At 61.7% G+C, this 20407-nt stretch carries 15 protein-coding genes and 1 pseudogene; 3 read left to right on the forward strand and 13 right to left on the reverse strand.

Annotated features, from left to right (window positions below):
- Positions 1-89 precede the first annotated feature (89 nt).
- From ACMTA2_RS14555 to ACMTA2_RS14615, 13 genes are all read right to left on the reverse strand, one after another.
- Positions 90-1145, reverse strand: coding sequence for a hypothetical protein (locus ACMTA2_RS14555; RefSeq protein WP_413795380.1), 1056 nt, complete (start codon positions 1143-1145; stop codon positions 90-92).
- A 32-nt stretch (positions 1146-1177) separates the two neighbouring features.
- A complete protein-coding gene (locus tag ACMTA2_RS14560; RefSeq protein ID WP_413795381.1) occupies positions 1178-2995 on the reverse strand; it encodes a hypothetical protein in 1818 nt (605 codons plus the stop codon).
- A gap of 3 nt (positions 2996-2998) precedes the next feature.
- Positions 2999-4303: a hypothetical protein gene (locus tag ACMTA2_RS14565; RefSeq protein WP_413795382.1), complete on the reverse strand. Its 1305-nt coding sequence runs from the start codon at positions 4301-4303 to the stop codon at positions 2999-3001.
- 19 nt (positions 4304-4322) lie between these two features.
- Positions 4323-5243, reverse strand: a complete 921-nt coding sequence (locus ACMTA2_RS14570; RefSeq protein WP_413795383.1) for a hypothetical protein — start codon at positions 5241-5243, stop codon at positions 4323-4325.
- A 136-nt stretch (positions 5244-5379) separates the two neighbouring features.
- Positions 5380-7767, reverse strand: coding sequence for a hypothetical protein (locus ACMTA2_RS14575; RefSeq protein ID WP_413795384.1), 2388 nt, complete (start codon positions 7765-7767; stop codon positions 5380-5382).
- Positions 7768-7777: 10 nt separating this feature from the next.
- The gene (locus ACMTA2_RS14580) at positions 7778-8920 is read right to left on the reverse strand and encodes a hypothetical protein (RefSeq protein ID WP_413795385.1); all 1143 of its coding nucleotides are present in this window, start codon (positions 8918-8920) and stop codon (positions 7778-7780) included.
- Positions 8899-10344, reverse strand: a complete 1446-nt coding sequence (locus ACMTA2_RS14585) for an alkaline phosphatase family protein (protein WP_413795386.1) — start codon at positions 10342-10344, stop codon at positions 8899-8901. The genes ACMTA2_RS14580 and ACMTA2_RS14585 overlap by 22 nt, the downstream gene beginning before the upstream one ends.
- Positions 10334-11563 (reverse strand): metabolite traffic protein EboE, encoded by a 1230-nt coding sequence (gene eboE, locus ACMTA2_RS14590; RefSeq protein ID WP_413795387.1) that lies wholly within the window; start codon positions 11561-11563, stop codon positions 10334-10336. The genes ACMTA2_RS14585 and eboE overlap by 11 nt, the downstream gene beginning before the upstream one ends.
- Entirely contained in the window at positions 11560-12444 is an 885-nt protein-coding gene (locus tag ACMTA2_RS14595) for a TatD family hydrolase (protein ID WP_060741816.1), read from the reverse strand. Before ACMTA2_RS14595 ends, eboE begins: the two co-directional genes overlap by 4 nt.
- 40 nt (positions 12445-12484) lie before the next feature.
- On the reverse strand, positions 12485-13258 hold the full coding sequence (locus ACMTA2_RS14600) for an EboA domain-containing protein (RefSeq protein ID WP_413795388.1): 774 nt from the start codon (positions 13256-13258) through the stop codon (positions 12485-12487).
- The gene (locus ACMTA2_RS14605) at positions 13255-14145 is read right to left on the reverse strand and encodes a UbiA family prenyltransferase (RefSeq protein WP_413795389.1); all 891 of its coding nucleotides are present in this window, start codon (positions 14143-14145) and stop codon (positions 13255-13257) included. The genes ACMTA2_RS14600 and ACMTA2_RS14605 overlap by 4 nt, the downstream gene beginning before the upstream one ends.
- Complete coding sequence (locus tag ACMTA2_RS14610; protein ID WP_413795390.1) at positions 14142-16016, reverse strand: 3-dehydroquinate synthase; 1875 nt, start codon at positions 16014-16016, stop codon at positions 14142-14144. Before ACMTA2_RS14610 ends, ACMTA2_RS14605 begins: the two co-directional genes overlap by 4 nt.
- A gap of 243 nt (positions 16017-16259) precedes the next feature.
- Positions 16260-17075: a helix-turn-helix transcriptional regulator gene (locus ACMTA2_RS14615; RefSeq protein WP_413795391.1), complete on the reverse strand. Its 816-nt coding sequence runs from the start codon at positions 17073-17075 to the stop codon at positions 16260-16262.
- 92 nt (positions 17076-17167) lie between these two features.
- On the opposite strand from ACMTA2_RS14615, the gene ACMTA2_RS14620 reads away from it, so the two are divergent.
- From ACMTA2_RS14620 to ACMTA2_RS14630, 3 genes and pseudogenes are all read left to right on the forward strand, one after another.
- On the forward strand, positions 17168-18124 hold the full coding sequence (locus tag ACMTA2_RS14620; RefSeq protein WP_413795392.1) for a threonine dehydratase: 957 nt from the start codon (positions 17168-17170) through the stop codon (positions 18122-18124).
- Positions 18125-18488: 364 nt separating this feature from the next.
- Entirely contained in the window at positions 18489-19268 is a 780-nt protein-coding gene (locus ACMTA2_RS14625; RefSeq protein ID WP_413795393.1) for an EAL domain-containing protein, read from the forward strand.
- Between the two features lie 291 nt (positions 19269-19559).
- Positions 19560-20297: pseudogene (locus ACMTA2_RS14630) on the forward strand (PAS domain-containing protein); the annotation flags it as partial.
- Positions 20298-20407 lie beyond the last annotated feature (110 nt).

Consider the following 20407-nt stretch of genomic DNA (forward strand, 5'->3'; position numbering starts at 1 on the left):
GCCCAGGCTACCGGGGATCGCCCGTCGAGATGGCCCGCACGGGACGGGCCGTGGTAACCGGCCGGGTCATGCGCCCGGTCGGTGTTTTTTCAGAGCTGCACCCGACGAAGCCTGCCGCTCAGGGGGATCACGCTTCCATCTGGCGTAGGCAGTGGCCGCCCGACCAGCCCCATGCCTTCGCTGACCAGTACCGCGTCCGGTAACAGGCACAGGTTGGAAGGGGTATCCAGGTCGCGGGCGAGTACGATGACTTGGGCGGTTTGCAAGTCGCAGCTCAGCAGCCGCCCACTGAACCGGGTAAAGCCGCCATGCAGGGGTTCGCCGTTCCAGTCGGGGAGCAGCGGTTGTTGCAGGTGCTCGCAGAGTTCCAGTACCAGCAGGTCGCCGTTGGGGCGCAGCGCCAGCCCGGTGGGCAGTTGCAGGCCGCGAATCAGGAGGTCGATCTCGGCGCTGGCCGGCCAGACCCGGATCACCTGGCCTGCCTTTTCGGCAAAATCGATGCCCTTGCGGCTCGGGTCGCCGTGCAGTTCGCCCGAAAACAGGCTGATCAGCACGGCGTCTGTCGCCGGTTCGTACACCAGGGTCACGGGAACGGCTTCCTGGCCTTGATCCAGTTCGGGCAGTTGGGCCAGCACACGCTCGTCCTGGCCCGTGATGAACTCCACCAATTGATTGGTATCGGGCTTGACGGCCAGCCAGCTGCGGCGGGTCGGGTGGTAGCACAGCGCATTCAGGTTGCCGCGGCTGTGGAAGACCGGCTCGGGCGGTGTGAACTGCAAGTCCAGCAGTTTGGAGCCCGCCACGTAGTCGGTCTGGCTGACCAGACAGCGCCCGTCACCGCAGGCGATGTCCGACACTCCCATGATTTCATCACGCAGCATGCGCGCCTGCATGTTCATGGCACGAAACCCTTGCGCCAATGTTTCGCGCGGCAGGTAGGCGCCGGGCCGCTGCGGATCCGGCCGCAGTCGACTGATACGGCCGCTGAAGGGCTGGTCGGGCAGTCCGGAGCCTGCTTCGGTCAGCAGCAGGCTGCCATCGGCTTGCAGGCAGAGGCCACGAGGGTTCAGCAGGTCCTCGGCGACAAGGGTGCTGGGGCGCAGGCTTTCCCTGGGGTGTGCGGGGATCTGAAGGGGAACGGGCATAGGCTCTCTCCATGAATGAGAAGGGGATACGGTCATTGCGGCGGCTGCCACGGTTCACCGGTGAGATAGGCCCGCAGCAGTGCCCGCTGGCAGGGCGACATTGAGCGCACCACGGGCATGAACAGCGTGGTGCCTTTGTAGGCGTCCGAGGTGCGGGCGAGGATGGGGTTCTTGGCACCCATGATGGCGTCGGGCTGATTCAGCGGGATATAGCGCGACATGGCGGGGAACGCCAGGTAGTGAAAGCGCAGCACGTTGGGGTACATCAGCGGCCAGGTGATGGTGGTGCCCTGGGGAATGCCGAAGTCGGTCTGGGCGTATTTGCGAAAGTTAGTGAAGTAAGCGCTGCTGTCGAGGCCATTGGCCGTGCAGGTCAGGGCGACGAAACCGGCCTGGGCGGCGCTGCCGGGTTTGACGGTGACGGGGACGCTGACTGAAAGCTGGCCGGCGCTGACCGTCAGCGAGTCAGGGTAGTCGAGGAAGTCCCAGTACTGCGGTTCCTTGTACGTGGGAGGATCAGCTGCCGGGATTGCCTGCAGGCCGATTTCGGTGGTGCTGGGGACCGCCCCGCCCAGGTACCTGACTTGCAGGGTGATCGACAGGCCGTTGGGGTAGTCTTCCAGGTAGACGTTGCGCTGGTCGGCATAGATCCGATAGGTCGACTCGGTGGCCTGCAACGTGGTTCCGGCGACCTTGCCCGGCGCGTTGATCGCCAGGGCGCTGGTCCGCACCGCCTGTAGCTGGTTGGCGGTCAGGGGCAGGTCGACGATGCCGCCATACACGTAGTAATCCAATAAAAAGCGGCTGGTCGGCTCCAGGGTCATCAGGGTGGTGGTGCCGGCGCTGATGGTCACGGTTCCGTAATCGGCATTGGGGCCGATCGGGCTGGTGATGTCGTCCCTGACGGCCCGGAAGGTTTCCTTCGGAATGACGTTTACCATGTCGATGCTCAGGTAACCGGTGTTGTCCAGGTCGGCATAACCGGCATTGCCCGTGCTCTGGTTGACCAGTTGCCGACCCGGCTGGCAGTTCAGCGGCTCGTCGGCGAAAGCCGGGGCCAGTGTGCCGATGACCCGGCCGATGCTCGGGTTGGGCGTGTACCGGCCGGCGGCATAGTCGGCGTCCAGTTGTTCGGTGGTCATCGTGGGGCACATTTCGAACATGACGAAACGCAGGACGATGCCTGTTGCCCCCGGTGCCTGAATGATCGAGCGCAGGCCGCTGCTGTTCTGGTTCCAGCTGACAATGCTGCTCAAGGGGAAGGTCAGTTGAAACGTGCCGCTGGCGTGGAAAGAGCCCGGCGCATCCATTTTTTTGGGCAGCAGCACACGTCCTGCCACGTCGAAGCTGCTGCACACGGTGTTGCTGCGGATCAGCAGTTGAATGTTGTCGTTGCCACCGATTTGCAGACCGCCGACGAAGATTTGGGTGGTCGTCGAGGCGGTGGGGTCCAGGTCCACCATCATCGGGCCGGAGACCGGTCCCTGGCCGGTTACCGGGTCCACCGAGCCGAGCAGATAGACGGCCTGGCCTACCAGGTCGCCGGTGGTGTTGATGCTGCCGGGGATGCCCTGGGAGCTGATCAAGGCGTTCTGCATGTCCACGACATGCTGCCCGTAGTGATTCCAGCCCCCGGCGGTGTAGTAGTTCCCGGTGGGGGCATTGATCATGTTGTTCAACTGGTCGTCGGAGTAGGACTCGGCGCTTGGTGCCAGGGTCGAAGTGGTCAGGTCGAAGAGCGGCCAGTCATCGTTGCCATCGTAAGGAATGGTCGGGGAGTTGTTCGGCAGGCTGACGTCCGTGCGGATGCCGCCCCAGAAATTCAGCCGTGGTCCGTTCAGGATGCTCATGAGTTATTCCTCGTCCTTGATGGTTTTGCCGACAGGCGAATTGGCGAATTTGAACAGGTAGGAGTAGTCGGATTTGTAGGGGCTCTTGACCGGTGTCGCCATGGAGTGGCAATTCATGCAACTGCTGTTGGGCTGGATGTAGCTTTCCATGGTCACGTTGGCCGAAAGGGCGGGGGTCGGCTGGCCCAGTGGGTTGCTGGGGTTGTCCGGCATCAGCGGGCGCTGGGTGGTGATGAGTTGGTAGTACTTCAGCACGCTGCGTTGCAGGTCCGGGTCGCTGCGGTAACGGGCGTTGACCTCGTTGGTGATCTCGGCGATCGGGGTGTACCGGTTCAACGGGTTCGGGGTCTGGAAGGTGGTGCCAGGCTTGGGCACGCAGACCAGGTGCGCGCCCTGGGTCTGCCAGTCGCAGGGCGATTGGTTGAGCGTGGCTGCCGGTGCGTTGGCGTTGAAGTAGGAATAGGCCGTGCCGGATGCCGGCTGGTCGACCCATACGCCGTTCACCAGCATTTTGGGCGGAACGTTGTCGATCTGCTCGAAGGTCGACCAGATCCACTGCGGATAGCCGTTCACCTTGGTGATGACGTGCAGCCCCACCAGGCCCAGGTAGGCCTCGGTGACGCCGGTGCGCTGGCCTTGGTCGTCGAACGTGGCCACGCGCGCAAGCATGGTCAGGTAGCGGCTGGCGTTGTCATTCGGGGTGAGGATGCGCCAACTCGATTTGACCTCGATGACCCCATAGGGAAAGTTGATGTTGTTGGCTTTGGAGACCACATCGGCGTTGTAGAACTGGTTGGCGACGATGTAGTTGTAGGAGGTCTCGTTGGCCGAGATGTCGTAGTAGGTCGGGTTGCCGGCCTGGTCGATCAGCCAGCCGCCGACGGCCTGGTCGACGGCATTCACCTGGGAGCTGTTCTTCAGCGCGGCGATGTTGATGATACCCAGGTTCTTTGCAAGCTGCGGGGTGTTCCAGGGGCCTGGATCGGCCCCCCGTGGCAGGAAGGTTTCTTCCACGGTCTTGTAGGTCTGCCAGACGGTGTAGCCAGGGTCTCCCGGTTGTTTGCTGCAGTCGGGATCACCGCGTTGCCCCGCCTGGGCGGGCCAGTTCACGGCAATGAACAACTGCCAGCTGTATTGATCGAACAGGTCCTGGCTGGCGTTGGCCGCTGGCGCCGTGCTGGGGGGCTGGCAATTCAGGTTCGAGGCCTGCGTCTTCGGCATGGTTTGTTCCTGGGATTGCTCCAGGGCCAGGGCCGGAAGACTGGCCAGACCCAGGAGTGCCAGGGTGAAACGGAGTGAAGTGTTCATGGCGATCCTTCGTCATTGGTCAGGGTTTGCGCTGCATGAGCTTGTTCCACTGCGCCTTTTGCCCGTTGCTCTGTGAAGCCGGTGGCTCGAACAACTGGCAGGGCGGAGGATTGGCCGGGCACATCGCCGCCACTTGCGCCCAGGTCTGGGCAGGGTCCGGTTTGGCGATGCGGAAGTGGGTGTAGTTCTGGCTGACGATGGGGGCATTGGCGACACTGGTGTCACCGGAGAAAAAGAACGATTGGGGCTGCCGGTAGGGCGGTTGTCCCGACATCTTTTTGTAGAAGGCATAACCGAACAGGATCGGACCCTGCGGCGAATCCAGGTCCAGGGCGTAGGCCTGCACGCTGCCATCCAGGTTTTTGCTGCGCGCGGCGCTGTAGGGCAGGTGCTGGATGAAATCTTGCCGCGGCGGATGATTCATCGGCGAAAACATGCAACAGGCCGGCATGTCCTTGGGGCGATCCTGCGGGTAGGTCAGGAAGTAGGCCTTGTTGCCCAGGGACACGAAGGAGCAGGTGTAGTTGTTGTTTTTGATCGGGAAGATCGGCAGGCAGTACTTCTCATAGTGCTCCATCATCGCCCCGAAACCATCGCCATCGGCCGGGATATAGGCCGTGTCGTAATAGCTGGTCCCGCGAGAGACGGTGTAGTCCGCCGGGGTCAGGGTGGAGGGCGGATTGCTGTAGGGCGGCGGGTTTTTTTCGTAGTTGTGCATCACCCGGTACATGGTCCAATCGCTGATCCAGAACGCCGGGAAAAATGGGTCGGAAGGCTCGCCTGGAGCACGCTTGGCAATGCAGTTGCCGTTCTGTTCGTTGCAGCCCTCGGTGTTGTGCACGCCCATGGTGAAGTACACGGCGCCGCTGTCCTGGGCGAACAGTGGTGGGCTGAACAGCAGGATCAACAGCAACAGCCGGTTCAAGAGACTGGTTTTCATAGGTCATTCCTTTGAAAAGTACCGAGTGACACTGTGGGAGCCTGTGGGAGCGAAGCTTGCTCGCAATGAACGATAACGCGGTCATTCGAAAGACCGAGGTGCCTTCATCGCGAGCAAGCTCGGCTCCCACACAAGCTCAGAGGTTGTCGTAATCGCTCATCTTGAGTTGTTGTGGTGGATAGTTGCGCTTCACCAGCTTCTGGGCCCACAGCTCCAATACCGCGCGGCGGCTCTGGGACATGTCACGGGTGATGGGCATCGCGAGCGTGCTTTCTTCCTGGTAGGGCTTGCTGATCAGCACGATCAACTGGTCGATGGCGCCTTCGACGCGCGCCTGGGAGTTGAGGGGCATGTACTTGTTCATGATGGGGTACAGGTAATAGAAGGTCTGCAGGATGCGTGGGTAGAGGAACCCCTCCCACAGCTGCGTGGCGGCGTTCTGATCCTGGTAGACGGTGTTCCAGTAGTTGATGAAGTCCTGTTGCAGTTGCACGTCCAGGGGCAGGACGCGGAGCGGGGCGAGGAAGTCGATGTAGGCTTGGGGCAGCGGGAAGCTGAAGGGGATGACGGGATCGCTGTCGCCTTCCTTGACGAAAAAACGCAAGGTCGGGAAGCCCGGGGCCACGGCCCTGAAACTCACCTGGGCAATGCCGTTGGCGTCGGTGGTGGTGGTGACATAGGAATAATCCACCGCAGTGGCGTGGACGTCGTCGCTCAGGGTTCCGGTGGCGTAGACGCCGGCATCGAATGCCAGGCAAGGGTGCAAGTCGATCGTGACCGGTTTGCCGTCGCCCTGCAGGAATTGCTGATAACCGATCGGGTCTCCACTGGGCTGATCCGTATTCTGCAGCGCGGTCAGTCGACGGCCGCTGCCTTTGGCCTGATAGTTTTGTACGGGCGGCGCGTTATTGAAGTTCGGCAGATTGGCCTTGTTCAGGTTGGGGTCGTTTGGGTGGTCGAAGAACAGCGTGAAATTGGCCGCATTGCTGGAGGCCAGGTAGTAGTCGCTGGTGGTCACCATGTAGGGGTTGCCATATTCCGCCACCCACAGCGTGGTATTGGGCGCCGGCTGACCATTTTTCTGCACCATGATGGTCAGTGTCTTATGGTCACCCACGTCAATGAAACTGCCGCTCTCCACCACTTCGGCGGTCCAGGTTTGCTGGGTGGCGGCGATCACGGGTGTCGGGGCGGCCGTGGCCTTCAGTCGCAGCTCCAATGGATGACCTGGCTGTAGTTTCGTCAGGTCCGCGTCGCTGAGGGGGAAGTCCTGCAGGCCGGAGCGTTTGTCGAAGGCTGCCTGGTCATACCGGTCGGAACCGAAGTCCACCACCGGCGTGAATTGATTACCCTCGCATACACCCAGTTGATAGTCGCCGGCCTGGAATTTTGCGGCGGTCAGGATGGGGGCATCGGGCTCGACCGGATAGAACGGGAACGTGTTGGCCAGATCCAGCGACAGGGTGTTGCCGGTAATCTGCACCGAAGTCACGCCCAGTTTGGCGTTTTGGGGAGTCCCACCTGGTTGAACAACCGATACGGCCTGCGAGGGCACCAGGCGCAGGCCGGCGGGGGCGGTCGGGTATTCGTCGGCGAACCAGAGGCCCAGGGTCGCGGCGGTGCGACTGTAGGCGGGGTTGAAGAAAATACCGGAAACGTTGTCCAGGCCTTTCTGATACATCGCTTGCAGGCGAGCCGTATCCGAGGGGGCATTGGAACGGGTGTTGACGTACGGGAAGTCGTTGAAAACACCGTTCCTGTCGTAGCAGGTCAGGTAGGTGGAGAACCTGAACATCAGGCCCTTTGCCCCTTGCAGCTTCATCTGCTGCTGGAGGTTACTCAGCAGCGCCGAATCGCCGATGACCCATTCCAGGTTTTCCTGGGGAAAGCAGGTCTGCCAGGTGGTGGTGACATACACCAGGCCATGGAAGGTGCTGGCCCAATTGAAATTCAGGAAACGATCCATCATCCGATACTGGCGATTGAGGGTCAGGCCACACGTGGCATCCCCCAGCATCAGCTTGTCGAAATACAATGCGGTGAAGGTGTTCTGCCACGGGCTGACGTCCACGAAGCGCGCGGCCGTGGGAGCGTTGCTGCCAAAGGGATTGCCGAGCAATTGGTAGTCCCTGCCAACCAGCGCATCCTCGGTGATGTAGGTGTTGGCCTGCAACTCGCCGCCAATGATCGTTGAGCGAGTCCCTTTGTAGCTCACCGTGCCGCAGGCATTGTCGCCAAACAGATCCCATTCGGCGGGCATGTACGGGTAGGTTGCCGGGTTGGCATTGGTCGGTACCTGCAGCATATAGGACGGCAGCTCTGCCATTGTCAGGGGCTTGATGGCCCAGGGCATCAGTAGAGTGGGGGCGTTCGCGGCGTTGATGTCGAAGTGGCTCATGAACGGCCAGTTGATGTCTGCGTTGACCGCGTCATACAGCGGATATACGTCGTTGTTGTTGGCCGTTGGTGGGTTCCAGAACATATGGCCGTTGAGGTAGATACGGGGGAAATTCAATACGCTCATGTCATGCTCCTTAGCGTTGCCACTGGGCGCGTTTCAGCGACCAGACAAAGTCCAGTTTTTTGTAGCCATCGAATGCCGAGGGCGGCAGCGGGGTGGTGGGATAGACGATGCCGCCCCCTTGGTTCAGAGCGAAATTGAAGTAGCCTTTGTCGTTCGAATAGGCGGCGGTGCCGTGGCAGGCCAGGCAGGACGAGGTGTTCTGGAACGCCGATTCCAGTTGTGAGTTGGCCAGTACCTGGGTGATGGGTTGGAACTCGACCCCGATCAACTCGTACTTCGACAGGTTCCGGTTATTGGCCTGGAAACTGGCATTCACTGGCTTGGCGGCCGGAGTTGGCCCCGTGGTGTTGGTCATCGGTGCAGGCGGGGCAGCATTGGTGACGGTGTATTTGCTGTTGTTGATGTTTTCGAAGGTGGTCCAGACCCAGTTGGCGTTCAGTTTGTTGACGACATGCAGACCGCTCAATGCCACATAGCCAACCTGGTAAGTACCGTCGTCCTGCTGGTAGTAGGCCTGGGCAATGTAGTAGCCGTCGTTCACCAGGGTTTGTCGGTAGGTCGTGTCTGTGCCGATCCACAGCCACGCGGCTTTCAACTCCCAGGCGGTGGGGGGGAAGTTCAGGTCGTTGGCCAGGGCGGCCTGGCCATTCACGTTGTAGACCTGCTTGTTCACGATGTAATCGAACGTGTCCTTGCCCATCAGCAACTGAAAACGTACGGGGTGGCCTTGTTGGGCATCGGGCACGGCACCACCCATTTGCAGGATCAGGCCATCGACCTGTTGGGTGGCATTGATGTTATGGAAGGATCGGGACAGGTCCATGCCTTGTGCCGTGGCTTGCGTCACCACCGCGGCCGGGAGCGGCGCGGAGCTTTCATAGGTGCCCGGTGGAGCACCGTTGGGCAGGTAGACCTGGTCCGAGGGCTTCATCATCTCCCACACGAGATTGCTGCTTTGCGCGGTGCTGGGTTGGTTCAGGCAGACGAACCAGTTCCAGGCCATGGTCTCGGGACTCTGGGCAAACGCGGTCCGGGTCTGGTTGATGTCTGCTCCAAATTGCAGGAAGTTGCTGCAATCGAAGTTATTGGTGTCCTGTGCCTGGGCCAAACCGGCCAGGGCACTGAGAACGGTTATGGAAATGGCTCGCCGCATGGAAGCTCCTTGGCATTCGCCGTATCGGCATGAGGGTGCCCCCGGAAGTGTTCCAGGAGCAGTTGCTTCACCGCCGTGGCCGCAAGGTGCTGCGGCAACGACAGATCACAATTGGTGATGAGCAGCGGGCCGGTCTTCTCGCTCGTGGGCAGCCGTCCGTGGCTGCCGCGGACCAGGCGGGTGTCCAGCGGAATCAGGTCCATGTAGTAGCGAAAGCCGAGCTTTTTCTGGAGCAGGCGGCGCGCCACTTTCAATCTCGGGAAGCGAATGGCCGGGTCGATGAACAGCTCTAGGGGGTCGTAGCCTGGCTTGCGATGGATATCCACGGTGCGGGCAAAGTCGGGGGCCTTGCGCTCGTCGAACCAGTAGTAGTAATCGAACCAATGACCGGGCGCGGCCACGGCCACCAGCTCGCCGCTGCGGGGATGATCCAGTTGCCAGGCCTGTTGTTCGGTTTTATCCAGTACCTGTTCGATGCCGGCCTGGCGTTGCAACAGCGCCTTGACGCGGGGGATGTCGCGCGCTTGCTTCACATAGATGTGCGCGACCTGATGATCGGCCACGGCAAACGCGGCACTGGCACCGGGGTCGAGCAACTCCCAGGTCAGCGATTGGCGTACCTGCAACAAGCCCTCGGCACGTAACAACCGGTTGATGGACACGGATTGGGTGACGGCTTCGATCCCGTATTCGGACAGCAGCATCACTGCCGCGCCTTGTGCCTGGGCAAAGTCCAGCAGGCGCCCGACTTCACCGTCGATGGCCCTTACCTCGTCGGCAATCGACGGGTGATCGGGCCCCAGGCGTTGCAGGCTGTAGTCGAGGTGGGGCAGGTAGATCAATTGCAGATCGGGGCGGTTGAGCTGGAATTCGGCGATGGCGCAATCGACGATCCAGCGGCTCGAGGCGATACCCGCCGCCGGGCCCCAGAAACTCGGAAAGGGAAACTCGCCGATCTGCTGTTCGATACGCTCATGCAACGAGGCCGGCGCCGAATACAGGCCGAACATCTTGCGACCATCGGCCGGGTAGTGGGGCCGTGGGGTAATGGCGGCGTCCACGTCGGCATACATGTTGTACCACCAGAACAACTGGCTGCAGCGAAACCCGGGGTACTGACGCTTGAGTGTCTGCCAGACCTTTTCCCCCTGGATCAACGCATTGGGTTGCAGCCAGAAACGCACTTCGGCCTGATCGCGAAAATACCAGCCGTTGCCGACGATGCCGTGTTCCGACGGTGGCTGGCCCGTGAGTATCGAAGCCTGTACGGTCGAGGTGACCGCCGGGAACACCGGTTGCAGCGTGGCCATCTTGGCCGTTTTCAACAGGGCATTGATGCAGGGCGTCGCGGCACCCAACAGCGCGGGCGTCAGGCCGACCACATTGATCAGCAGCAGTGGCTGGCGCGCAGGATCAGAGCGCATGGGCATGGGCCTCCGGCGCTTGAGGTTGCAGCAAGCGGCGCTGCTGCAACTGGTCCTCGACCCAATGCAACTCCGCCGCGATGCCCTGGAGTTGGGCGTGCTCGGTCGTGGGCCGCAATTGGCTGGGCAGGACGCCCCAGCTGTAGGTTTCCACTTCCAGTACGGGGCGAAAATCCCCATGGTCGGCCAAAAAATCGAAAGTCTGCGACAGGGCAAGCTGGCTGCTGCTGAGTTCGGGCAGCAGCAGGTGCTCACTGAACAGCGGAATGTGGAAGTGAATCCTCAGTTCGGGATGAGAGACGCGGTTCTGCTCACAATCGTCCAGGGCCGCGGGGAGGTCGGCCCAGGCCGATAACCGATCATGCCCATCGCGGGCCTTTACTTGATGCAGGTAGGTGGGCTCGGCGAAACCGCTCAATGTCTTGAGCACCTGTTCGCGCCGGTGCTCGTCCTCAGGCAGGCGACAAATCAGTGCATTGGATAACTGGATCTTGCCGATGGGGACCTGGGCCCGACGCAATCGGTCCAGTGATTGATAGCAGTCTTCGAACATCACGGCCTGGTGGCAAACGTCAAAGCACAGTGCCAGGTGTTCATGGTGCGGGTCCGTGGCTTGCCAGTGGCGGAAGAAGGCGATGGCCTGCTCGGTGTTTTCCAGCACGCAATCGGGCTCCATCTCCAGGCAGACCACGATCTTCTTGCCCGTCTCCCGTTGCAGCCGGGCCAGCCCGGCAGTGAGCTCGCGCAGTTGGTGCTCGGCACGTTGCTGTAGCGTCGGACTCCAGTGGGCGGCATAGCCCAGGGGCAGGCTGGAAATCACCCCCTGGGCACAGTCCGCCGGCAGGGCCTGGGCGAGAAACCGGGCCAGGTCCAGGCTGTACGCCAGCCGCTGCGGATCGGCCCAACTGGGCAGGTAGACATCGGCTTTCACCGCGCCTTGGTGAAACTGGCCGTAGGGAAACCCATTGAGTGAGGTCAGGCGTAGCCCGCTGCGCTGCAGCAGGTCGAGGAAATCCGCACGGGTCGGCGCTTGTTGGAGTTCGGCGGCGGCGAGGGCGCTGATCCACAATCCACTGTCCTGCGTGTCGAGCCCGCGCAGGGTGCGTACGGTCTGGAAGTGCCGTTCGATGGACGCGCGCAGCCCAGCCAGGTCGTGGGTCGGGTGCACGTTGCTGCAATAGCCGATCTGCGTGGCCGTCCAACCCGTGCGGGCACTCATTTGATCACCGGTTCCTGGCCCCGCAAGGCCGAGTTGTCTTGCCATTGCCGCCGCTGATCGATGGGCAGGGGCGTGCTGACCAGGGTTTTGTCCAACTGGCCGCTCTGGGCAAAAAAGTCCACCGGGTTGTGGAACAGCACCTGTTCGACCTGGGCCTCACTGAAGCCGGCGGCCAGCATCGCCTGGCCTGTCTTGGGCACTTTGAGCGGGTCGCTGATGCCCCAGTCGGCGGCGCTGTTGACCACCATTTTTTCCGTGCCGTACTGCTGCAGCAGCGCGACCATGCGCTGTTCCGACATTTTGGTGTTGGGGTAGATGGAGTGGCCGCGCCAGCAGTCGCTGTCCAACACCAGGGGCAGGGTCAGTTCGTTGAGGTGGTCAATGATCACCAGATGTTCGGCAATGCCGACCTCGCGAATGACGGCGAGCGTGCGTTTGGTGCCACCGATCTTGTCGCGGTGCGGGGTGTGCACCAGCACCGGCAGATTGAATTGCTTGGCCAGCTCCAATTGGGCGGCGAGGAAGCGATCCTCTTCCGGAGTAATGTCGTCGTAGCCGATTTCACCCACCGCCACCACGCCGTCTTTCACCAGGTAGCGCGGCAGAATCTCCAGCACCTCATTGGCCACCGACAGGTCATTGGCCTCCTTTGGGTTCAGGCCAATGGTGCAGAAATGATGGATGCCAAACATGCTGGCGCGAAAACGTTCCCAGCCCAACAGTGTGTCGAAGTAGTCGATGAAGCTGCCGACGCTGGTCCTGGCCTGGCCCTGCCAGAAGGCCGGCTCGATCACCCCGGTGATGCCGGCGGCCGCCATGTTCTGGTAATCGTCGGTGGTGCGGCTGACCATGTGGATATGCGGGTCAAAGTACTTGAGCATGGTGAATCCTCGTCAAAAAGGCAGGGGAGACGGTCGTGTATCAGTTCGGCGAAGCGCCACTCAGGTGCGCGTGCCATGACGGCGGCAAGCGTTGCTGCTGGCTCAGGCCGGCCAGGCGTTGGCGTTGCGCCGGGCTCAGCAGGTCGAAGGCAATCACGTGGGGCAGTCCGGTGGACACCGCTCGTTCGGCGGCGAGTTGTTCGTCCAATAGGTCGAGGGCCAACTGGTTGAGGCTGACGCTGTGTCGTTGCGTCAGGCCGATCAGGCGTCGCACATCGAGGCCCATGCCCAGGGCTTTCAACACCAGTTGGTGGAAGGCGCGCTCGTCGTAGTGACGCGACGGGTAGGCGGTGTCCAGGGCGAGGGCGGCGAACACTTGGCTGTTACTGGTGCGCCCGGCCTGGCGTGCAAGCTCCAAGCACGCTCCGCGGCTATCGAGCCAATCGAGGGCTTTCAAGGTGGCGACCTTTTCCTGGTCGTCGCCCCACAGGAACAATTGGTGCAGCAGGGGGACTTGCCCGGCGGCGGGCTGCTGTTCCAGCACCTGGGCCAGCAGCAACGCCCGGGCAAGCTGGACGTTGCTCCAGCCGTCAGCGTCGGGCTGGGCACGCTCCTTGAGGTTGCGCTTGCATTGGCTGCTCATGAGCGCCGCGGTATTGGCGTCAGGCCGTTGGGCAAGTTGCGCCTGCGCCGAGAGCCACCATTGCCGCTCGGTTTCGTCCAGTGACTGGATGAAGTGCCGACCTTGTTCGTTCAGGCAGTCGTGGCGCATGTCGAGGGCCGCCGATGCCGATGCAGTCACGTCCGTGTTCATGTGGGTTTGATCCAGCGTTGGAAATGAGGAAGCAGGAAAAACACCAGGACACATGTCAGGCTGCCCAGCGGCTGGTTGGCGACGGCCAGCACCAGGGCATCGAACAGCGGCAGGGCGGCCAGGCCGGCACCGATGAACGCGCGGACCTGCCGTTGCCGCGGGTTGGCCAGGTGGCGCCTGTAATGCCAGCCCAACCAGCCAAGCCATATCAGCAGCACCGGCCAGAACCAGGCGCTGCCTGCATAGATCGCCAAGGCCAGTGGGCTCAGCATCAAGAGCAGGGGGAGGCGGCTGACCAGTTGGTTGCGGTGTTCCTGGCGGGCCAGATAGGTCAGGCCGCTGATGTAGACACCGAGCAAAAGGGCGCAGAGCCAGATCGGTTCCGGTGGCATCGCCAGGCTGGCCGCCGCGGTGAGGTAGAGCGCCGAGCGACAGGCCCCCATCAGCCATACGCTGTGGGCGTATTTCTTGTGCAGCAGGTTGTAGCCGAGGATGCAGCCCAGCAACAGGGCGGCGCTGCCCAGCAGCCAGTGCGGCTGTTCGATCAGCCGGCTCAGGCCCAGCAACGCGGCGGCCGCCAGCACCAGCAACAGCGCCGTGGCCAGTCGCACCTGCTGGCGGCTGACCAGCCCCAGGGTGATGGGACGGGGATTGTTGTGTCGTTGGTCCCAGTCGGCGTCCAGCAAGTCATTCAACAGCATGCCCGCCAGGTACAGCAGCGACAGTGCCGCCAGCAACAGGAGCCACATCAGGGACGACGGCGGTGCCAGGGCTCCGGCACTGCTGGCGAGCAGGGCGGCGGCCAACGTGTTGGTCCACACCGTGGGCAGGTTGGAGACACGGCCGAGGGTCAGCCAGGTTTTGAGGGCCGGCGACGAAGGGTTCATTGTGCACAACCCTCGTCCAGCGTGAGCGCAAGATCGACTTGGGTGGACAGTCGCTGCAAGGCCTGCTCCATTCGCGCCGTATCGATGTCATGCAAGTCCACCGACTCGCCGATCCGGCTGAGCATGGGGATGGAGAGTTGGCCGCCCAAATGCTGGCGGAACTCTTCCAGCCCGAGCAGTACCTGTGAGCGTCCCTGTGCGTCCTTCAAGGTCAGCTCCGGAGGGTTCAGACAGAAACCGAGCTTGAGCAGCAGGCGCAACACCCGGTCGCAGTCGACATCGCTCAACAGCCCCAGGGCATTGGCATAGAGTCCATCAAGGGCCATGCCCACGGCGACGGCTTCACCATGGCGCAAGCGGTGGTGACTGAGGTTTTCCAGTTTATGGGCGGCCCAGTGCCCGTAGTCCAAGGGCCGCCCGTTACCGCGTTCGAAGGGATCACCGGCACCGGTGATGTGCGCCAGATGCAGTTCGGCGCAACGACGGATCGCATAGCGGCTGGCCCCATGATCGAAGTGGGCAAGGGCGTCGGCCTGTTGTTCCATCCACTGGAAAAAAACCTGGTCCTTGATCAGTGCCACCTTGACCGCCTCGGCCAGCCCGGCGATCTGGTCGCGCCGGGTCAGGCTGGTCAGCAACTGAAAATCGTTGATGACCGCGGTGGCGGGATAGAAGGCGCCCAGCAGGTTCTTCTGACCAAAGGCGTTGATGCCGTTTTTCACCCCGATACCGGCATCGTTCTGGGCGAGCACGGTGCTGGGGATGCGAATCAGGCGAATGCCGCGGTGGAAGGTGGCACAGGCGTAGCCCACCGCATCCAGCACCGCGCCGCCACCGAGGGCCAGCACATGGCAATGCCGGTCCAAGCCATGTTTCAGCATGTCGGTGTACAGCCGCTGCAACACCTGTGAATCCTTGCTCGACTCGCCGGCCGGGACCGCTATCGGCGGCGCCTGCAGATGCAGGTCGGGAACATGGCAAGCGAAGTAGGCGTTGATTTGTTCCAGCAGGTGCGGGGTGCTTTGCAGCAGTTGTTCATCGGCGAATATCAACACCGTGACCGGGCCTCTGTGACCGGCCATGAGTTGGCGGTGCAGGCAGGGATTGAGCGGGTCGAACACATGGTCGGTGAACACCACCGGGTAGTCGTAGCTGACCTTGAAGCGTCCGTGCAAGGGCTGTTCTGCGTCGTGCCGGCGAAGGCTCTTGAACAGGCTGTAGCCGGCGATGAACAGCCCGGGCAATACCATGCTGGCGAGCAGTGTCACCAACAGCACGTTCTGCTCGACCAGGAAGGTGCCGATGGCGCTGTAGGCCAATGCGAGGCCTGCGTTGGCCAGGGTGGTGACCAGAATGAACGCGCGCAGTGGGTAGCGTTGCATACCAGCGGCGACGACCGAGGTTTCCGCCAATACCGGGACGCCGCGCAGGCAGACCAGCGACAGCGTTCCCAACCGATAGGCCAGTTGCCCTGGCTGGCGCTGATGCAGGCCCAGGCGGCCGGACAACAGGCGCAAATAGCCGGCTCCCAAGGCATAGCCCAGTCCGGCGCCCAGGCACAGCCCCACGAAAATCACCAGGTAACCCCCGACGCTGCCGAGCAGGGCCACAGCCAGCAGCGCGACCATGCTCGACGGCACAGGCAGCGCCACGTCCAGCGCCAGCAGGGCGATCAGCAATAACGCCAGGTAGAGTTTCTGCGAGGGTGTCGAGGGCAGGTACAGGTTGAGAGATGTAAGGAAGTCCTGGATCTGTTGTTCGAACAGCAAGAAGCTGGCGATCACCAGGCCTGAAAAGCAAACCAATGACAGCCAGAAAAGACCGGCTGGTCCTTTTTGCGAGCGCGAACGATACCCATGGCCATGCTTCATCAAGCATCCCTCTTGTTGTTATGACTGATTCCGTGTCAGTAATTGAAAGCAACGCCAAGTGTGTTTTTCAGGTCAATAGACGCTCTCGCCCGAAGGGCTGTCAGGTGTGGTTGATGATGTGGTTGGAGACAGGTTTGAATCTAGACGGGCCGGGTGTTTTTGCAAGGCAATCTGATGGCAATTTGATTTTGGGCGCCACTCGCGTCTCAGGTGATCCGAAAACTATCTGCTTGCCCGGCCCGTTCAGGGCCTCGAATACCCGCGCAACTGCGCCGGGCTGACGCCAAGGCGTTGCTTGAACAGCGTGGTCATGTGCGCCTGGGAGTTGAAGCCGCAAGTGTGGGCGATATCGGTCAGTCGGGCAGTTGAGTCGCGCATCAGCGCCCGTGCCTTGGCCAGGCGCCGGTCGATCAGGTAGCTGTGGGGGCTTTTGCCGGTGGCAGTCTTGAATGCCCGCATGAAATACCCTTCGGACAAGCCAAGCAGCCCGGCCATTTCCTTGACCCCCAGCGGACCGTCGAGACCGGCATCGATGAACTCGTCGAGCAGGCGCATTCGCCCGCCGGTGATGGAGCCGTGGGGGTGTACAGAAAATGTCTTGTGGTCCTTCACCCGTGCAGCCAATCCGAGCGCCCAGGCCTCCCAGTCATCCTCTGCGGTGGCACGCAGCAGTGCGCTGCGCATTCTCAGGGCGAGGGTGATGGCCTGGGGGTCAATACGGTTGTTGAACGCATGTTCCCCCGGCAACGCCATACCGTCGGTGCGCACGACCCGCAGGTATTCACCGCCCCTGGGGGATTCGGAGAACACGTCGCATTCGGCGGGGACGAAAGCCAGGCCGTTGGGGATCGCCTCGAAGGGTTGCACGCGGTCGCTGCCGATGGCGTGTAGGCCGCGCTGGCTGTCGAAGGCAAAGCCGATGGCCGACTGGGTGGCGACATAGCGGGTGGCGTAGGCGCAGCCGGGCAGCAATTCGATCGCCCAGGGCCCTGCTTCGATACGACGGACCGGTTCGGACTGGGGCGGCTGTTGGCGGTTTCGAGGGTTCATGAACAGCATAGTAGTGAAGAGCGGGCCTGAAAGTCAGGTCAGTTTTCTGAAAGCCCGTCGGTGGTGCCCTGATTAGACTGGGCAAAACCCGGAGGTCCATCATGCACACACTGACTCGCGACGATATCGAACAAGCTGCCCGCCACTTATACGAAGTCATGCCCGCCACCGCCCAATACGCCTGGCCCTTGTTGGCTGAACGGCTGGGTTGCACGGTGTGGGTCAAGCACGAGAATCACACCCCGACGGGGGCCTTCAAGGTACGCGGCGGCCTGACCTTCGTGCGCTGGCTCAAGCGTGAGCATCCCGAAGTGAAAGGTATCGTTACGGCGACGCGCGGCAACCATGGCCAGAGCCTGGCGCTGGCGGCCACGGCCTTGGGTTTGAAAGCGTTGATCGTCGTGCCGCAAGGTAACTCGGTGGAGAAGAACAACGCCATGCGCGGTTTTGGCGGTGAGGTGGTCGAGTATGGCCGCGATTTCGATGAGGCCCGTGAAGAGGCCGTACGCCTGGCCCAAGCGCATGGCCTCTATCTGGTGCCGCCGTTCCATCCCGAGTTGGTCAAGGGCGTGGCGACCTATGGGCTTGAGCTGTTCAACGCGGTGCCGGACCTGGACACCGTCTATGTGCCGATAGGCTGCGGCTCGGGGATCTGCGCGGTCATCGCCGCCCGCGATGCCTTGGGCCTGAAGACCCAGGTGGTGGGCGTGGTGTCCACCGAGGCCCTTGCGGCGAAGTTGTCGTTTGAAGCGGACAGGCTATGCGAGACCGCGTCGGCGAATACCTTTGCCGACGGCCTGGCCGTGCGTAGACCGATTCCCGAGGCCTTTGCTGTCTATGGGGCCGGGGCTGCGCGGATCGTGGCGGTCAGCGACGCGGAAATTGCCGAGGCCATGCGGGTGTATTACACCGACACCCACAACCTTGCCGAAGGCGCGGGCGCCGCGGCCTTGGCAGCACTCATGCAGGAGCGTGAAGCGATGCAGGGGAAAAAGGTGGGCGTGATCCTGTCCGGTGGGAATATTGACCGGCCGGTGTATGCGAAATTGATTGGCTGAACGGGTTCAGGGCCACTTCATGAATCGTTCACACACCTCGCAGACTGGCTGAGTCCTTGTGAGCGAGCCTGCCCGCGAAATCCATGCAGCCTGACCCACCGCCTTCGCGGGCAAGCCCAGCTCCCACAGGGTTCAGCGCTGCCCCAAATCCACTGTGAAGGATCACGTGTGGGAGCGAGCCTGCTCGCGAAAGGGCCCTCACACCCCGACAACCCTGGGATTGAACGCGGCCCTCTGCGGCGAGCAAAGGGTGAAGAGGGTATTGCCCTGGCACTCCAGAACCCTGGGTCTTTGCCGATTCAGTGAGCGTTGGCTAGAGTCTTTGCAACGGCAAGGACGACCTGTGACCACGACGGAATCTGACATGACCGAACACTTCCCCCCTGACACGTTCAAACCCCTCGGTTGCGCCGAATGCCGCAACCACGCGGCACTAGGGTTTGATTTCACGATGGCTTTCCAGCCCATCTTCAATGTCCGGACCGGCGCTGCGTTCGCGTATGAAGCCCTGGTAAGAGGGGTGAACGGTGAGTCGGCCGGCCATATCCTGGGGCAGGTGAATGACGGCAATCGCTATCGGTTCGACCAGGCGTGCCGGGTCAAGGCCATCGAAGAAGCGGCCCGGCTGGGTATCCTGGATATTGCGGATTGCCTGTTGAGCATCAACTTCCTGCCTAATGCCGTGTACCGGGCCGAGACCTGTATTCGCGCCACGCTGGAGGCCGCTCGCCTGGCCCACTTCCCACTCGACAGGCTGATGTTCGAAGTGACCGAGGGTGAGCGAGTGGATGATCCTGAACACCTCAAGGCGATTTTCATGGAGTACGAACGCCAGGGTTTCATCACCGCGATCGATGATTTCGGATCCGGCTATTCAGGTCTCAACTTGCTGGCCATGTTCCAGCCCCATGTGCTGAAGATCGACATGGCGCTGACCCGCACCATCGACCAGGACCCGGTCAAGCAAGCGATTGTCGAGGGCGTTATCCTGGTCGCGAAGCGTTTGGGGATCATTGTCGTGGCCGAAGGCGTTGAAACCCACGAAGAAAGTGCTGCGCTGCGGGGCCTGGGGGTTGAATTGATGCAAGGCTATCTGTACGCGCGCCCCGAGATCGGGCGCCTCCCCACTTGCCACTTCGATTGAATCGATGAGTCGCGGCCCAGGCCTGTGCCCACGCGGCTTCCGCCGCCATGGCCGCCCGTACACTGGGGCGTGCCGCGACCCGCGCCATGAGCATCCCCATGAACGGCTCGATGCTCCAAAAGTGCGGGCCTTTAGAACCTGGTTGATGGATCCGGTGGGTTTTGACGCCAAAACATAATGACGCCGTACCGTTCAGCCCCTCGCCAGCGCGCCGATATGAATAGAAGGTCCGGTTACTTCTGGGTTTACCGAGGGTACGTCATGTTTAATAAAACACTAAAAAATGAACTGATGGCCAGGACGGTCGAATTGGCAACCTACAAAGGACTGGTCAATGCCCTCGAGCGATCGATGGCCGTTATCGAATTCAGCTCCGATGGCAAGGTCCTTCGGGCTAACGAGAATTTCCTGAGCACGATGGGTTATCGCGCGGATCAATTGGCCAACGTGTCCCACAAGGATTTCTGCCCCCCAGCGTTGGTGGGTAGCGCCGAGTATCGTGAGTTCTGGAACCAGTTGCGCGCCGGTCAATTCGTGTCCGGCACGTTTCAGCGGCGCAGCGCATCAGGTCAGAACGTGTGGCTGGAAGCCAGTTATAACCCGGTGATGGATGAACAAGGCCGCGTCGTGAAGGTGGTCAAGTACGCACTGGATGTCACCGCCAAGGTTGCCAATGAGGCCGAAACCCGTGGCCGGCTGGCGGCCCTCGACCGGGCCATGGCAGTGATCGAGTTCGACCTGGGCGGCAATATCCTGACAGCCAACGATAACTTCATGAATGTCATGAATTACTCACTGGCTGAACTCAAGGGCAAGCACCACCGGATATTTTGTGAGCCGAGCCTGGTCAGCAGCTCGGAGTACAGTGATTTCTGGCGTCGTCTCAACGCCGGCGAGTTTTTCAGCGGCCAATTCAAGCGCCTCGGTAAAAACGGCAAAGTCGTCTGGCTGGAAGCCAGCTACAACCCGGTCTACGACGCCGAAGGCAAGTTGTGCAAGATCGTGAAGTTCGCCAGTGACATCAGCGAACGGGTGGAGAAATTCGAAGAGGATTCCCGTGGTGCTTCCCGTGCGTACCATATCTCCGCCGAGACCGAGCGCGTGGCCGAACAAGGCGCCCAGGTGATCCACCAGACTGC

This window comes from Pseudomonas medicaginis (assembly GCF_965119365.1).
Lineage (GTDB): Bacteria > Pseudomonadota > Gammaproteobacteria > Pseudomonadales > Pseudomonadaceae > Aquipseudomonas.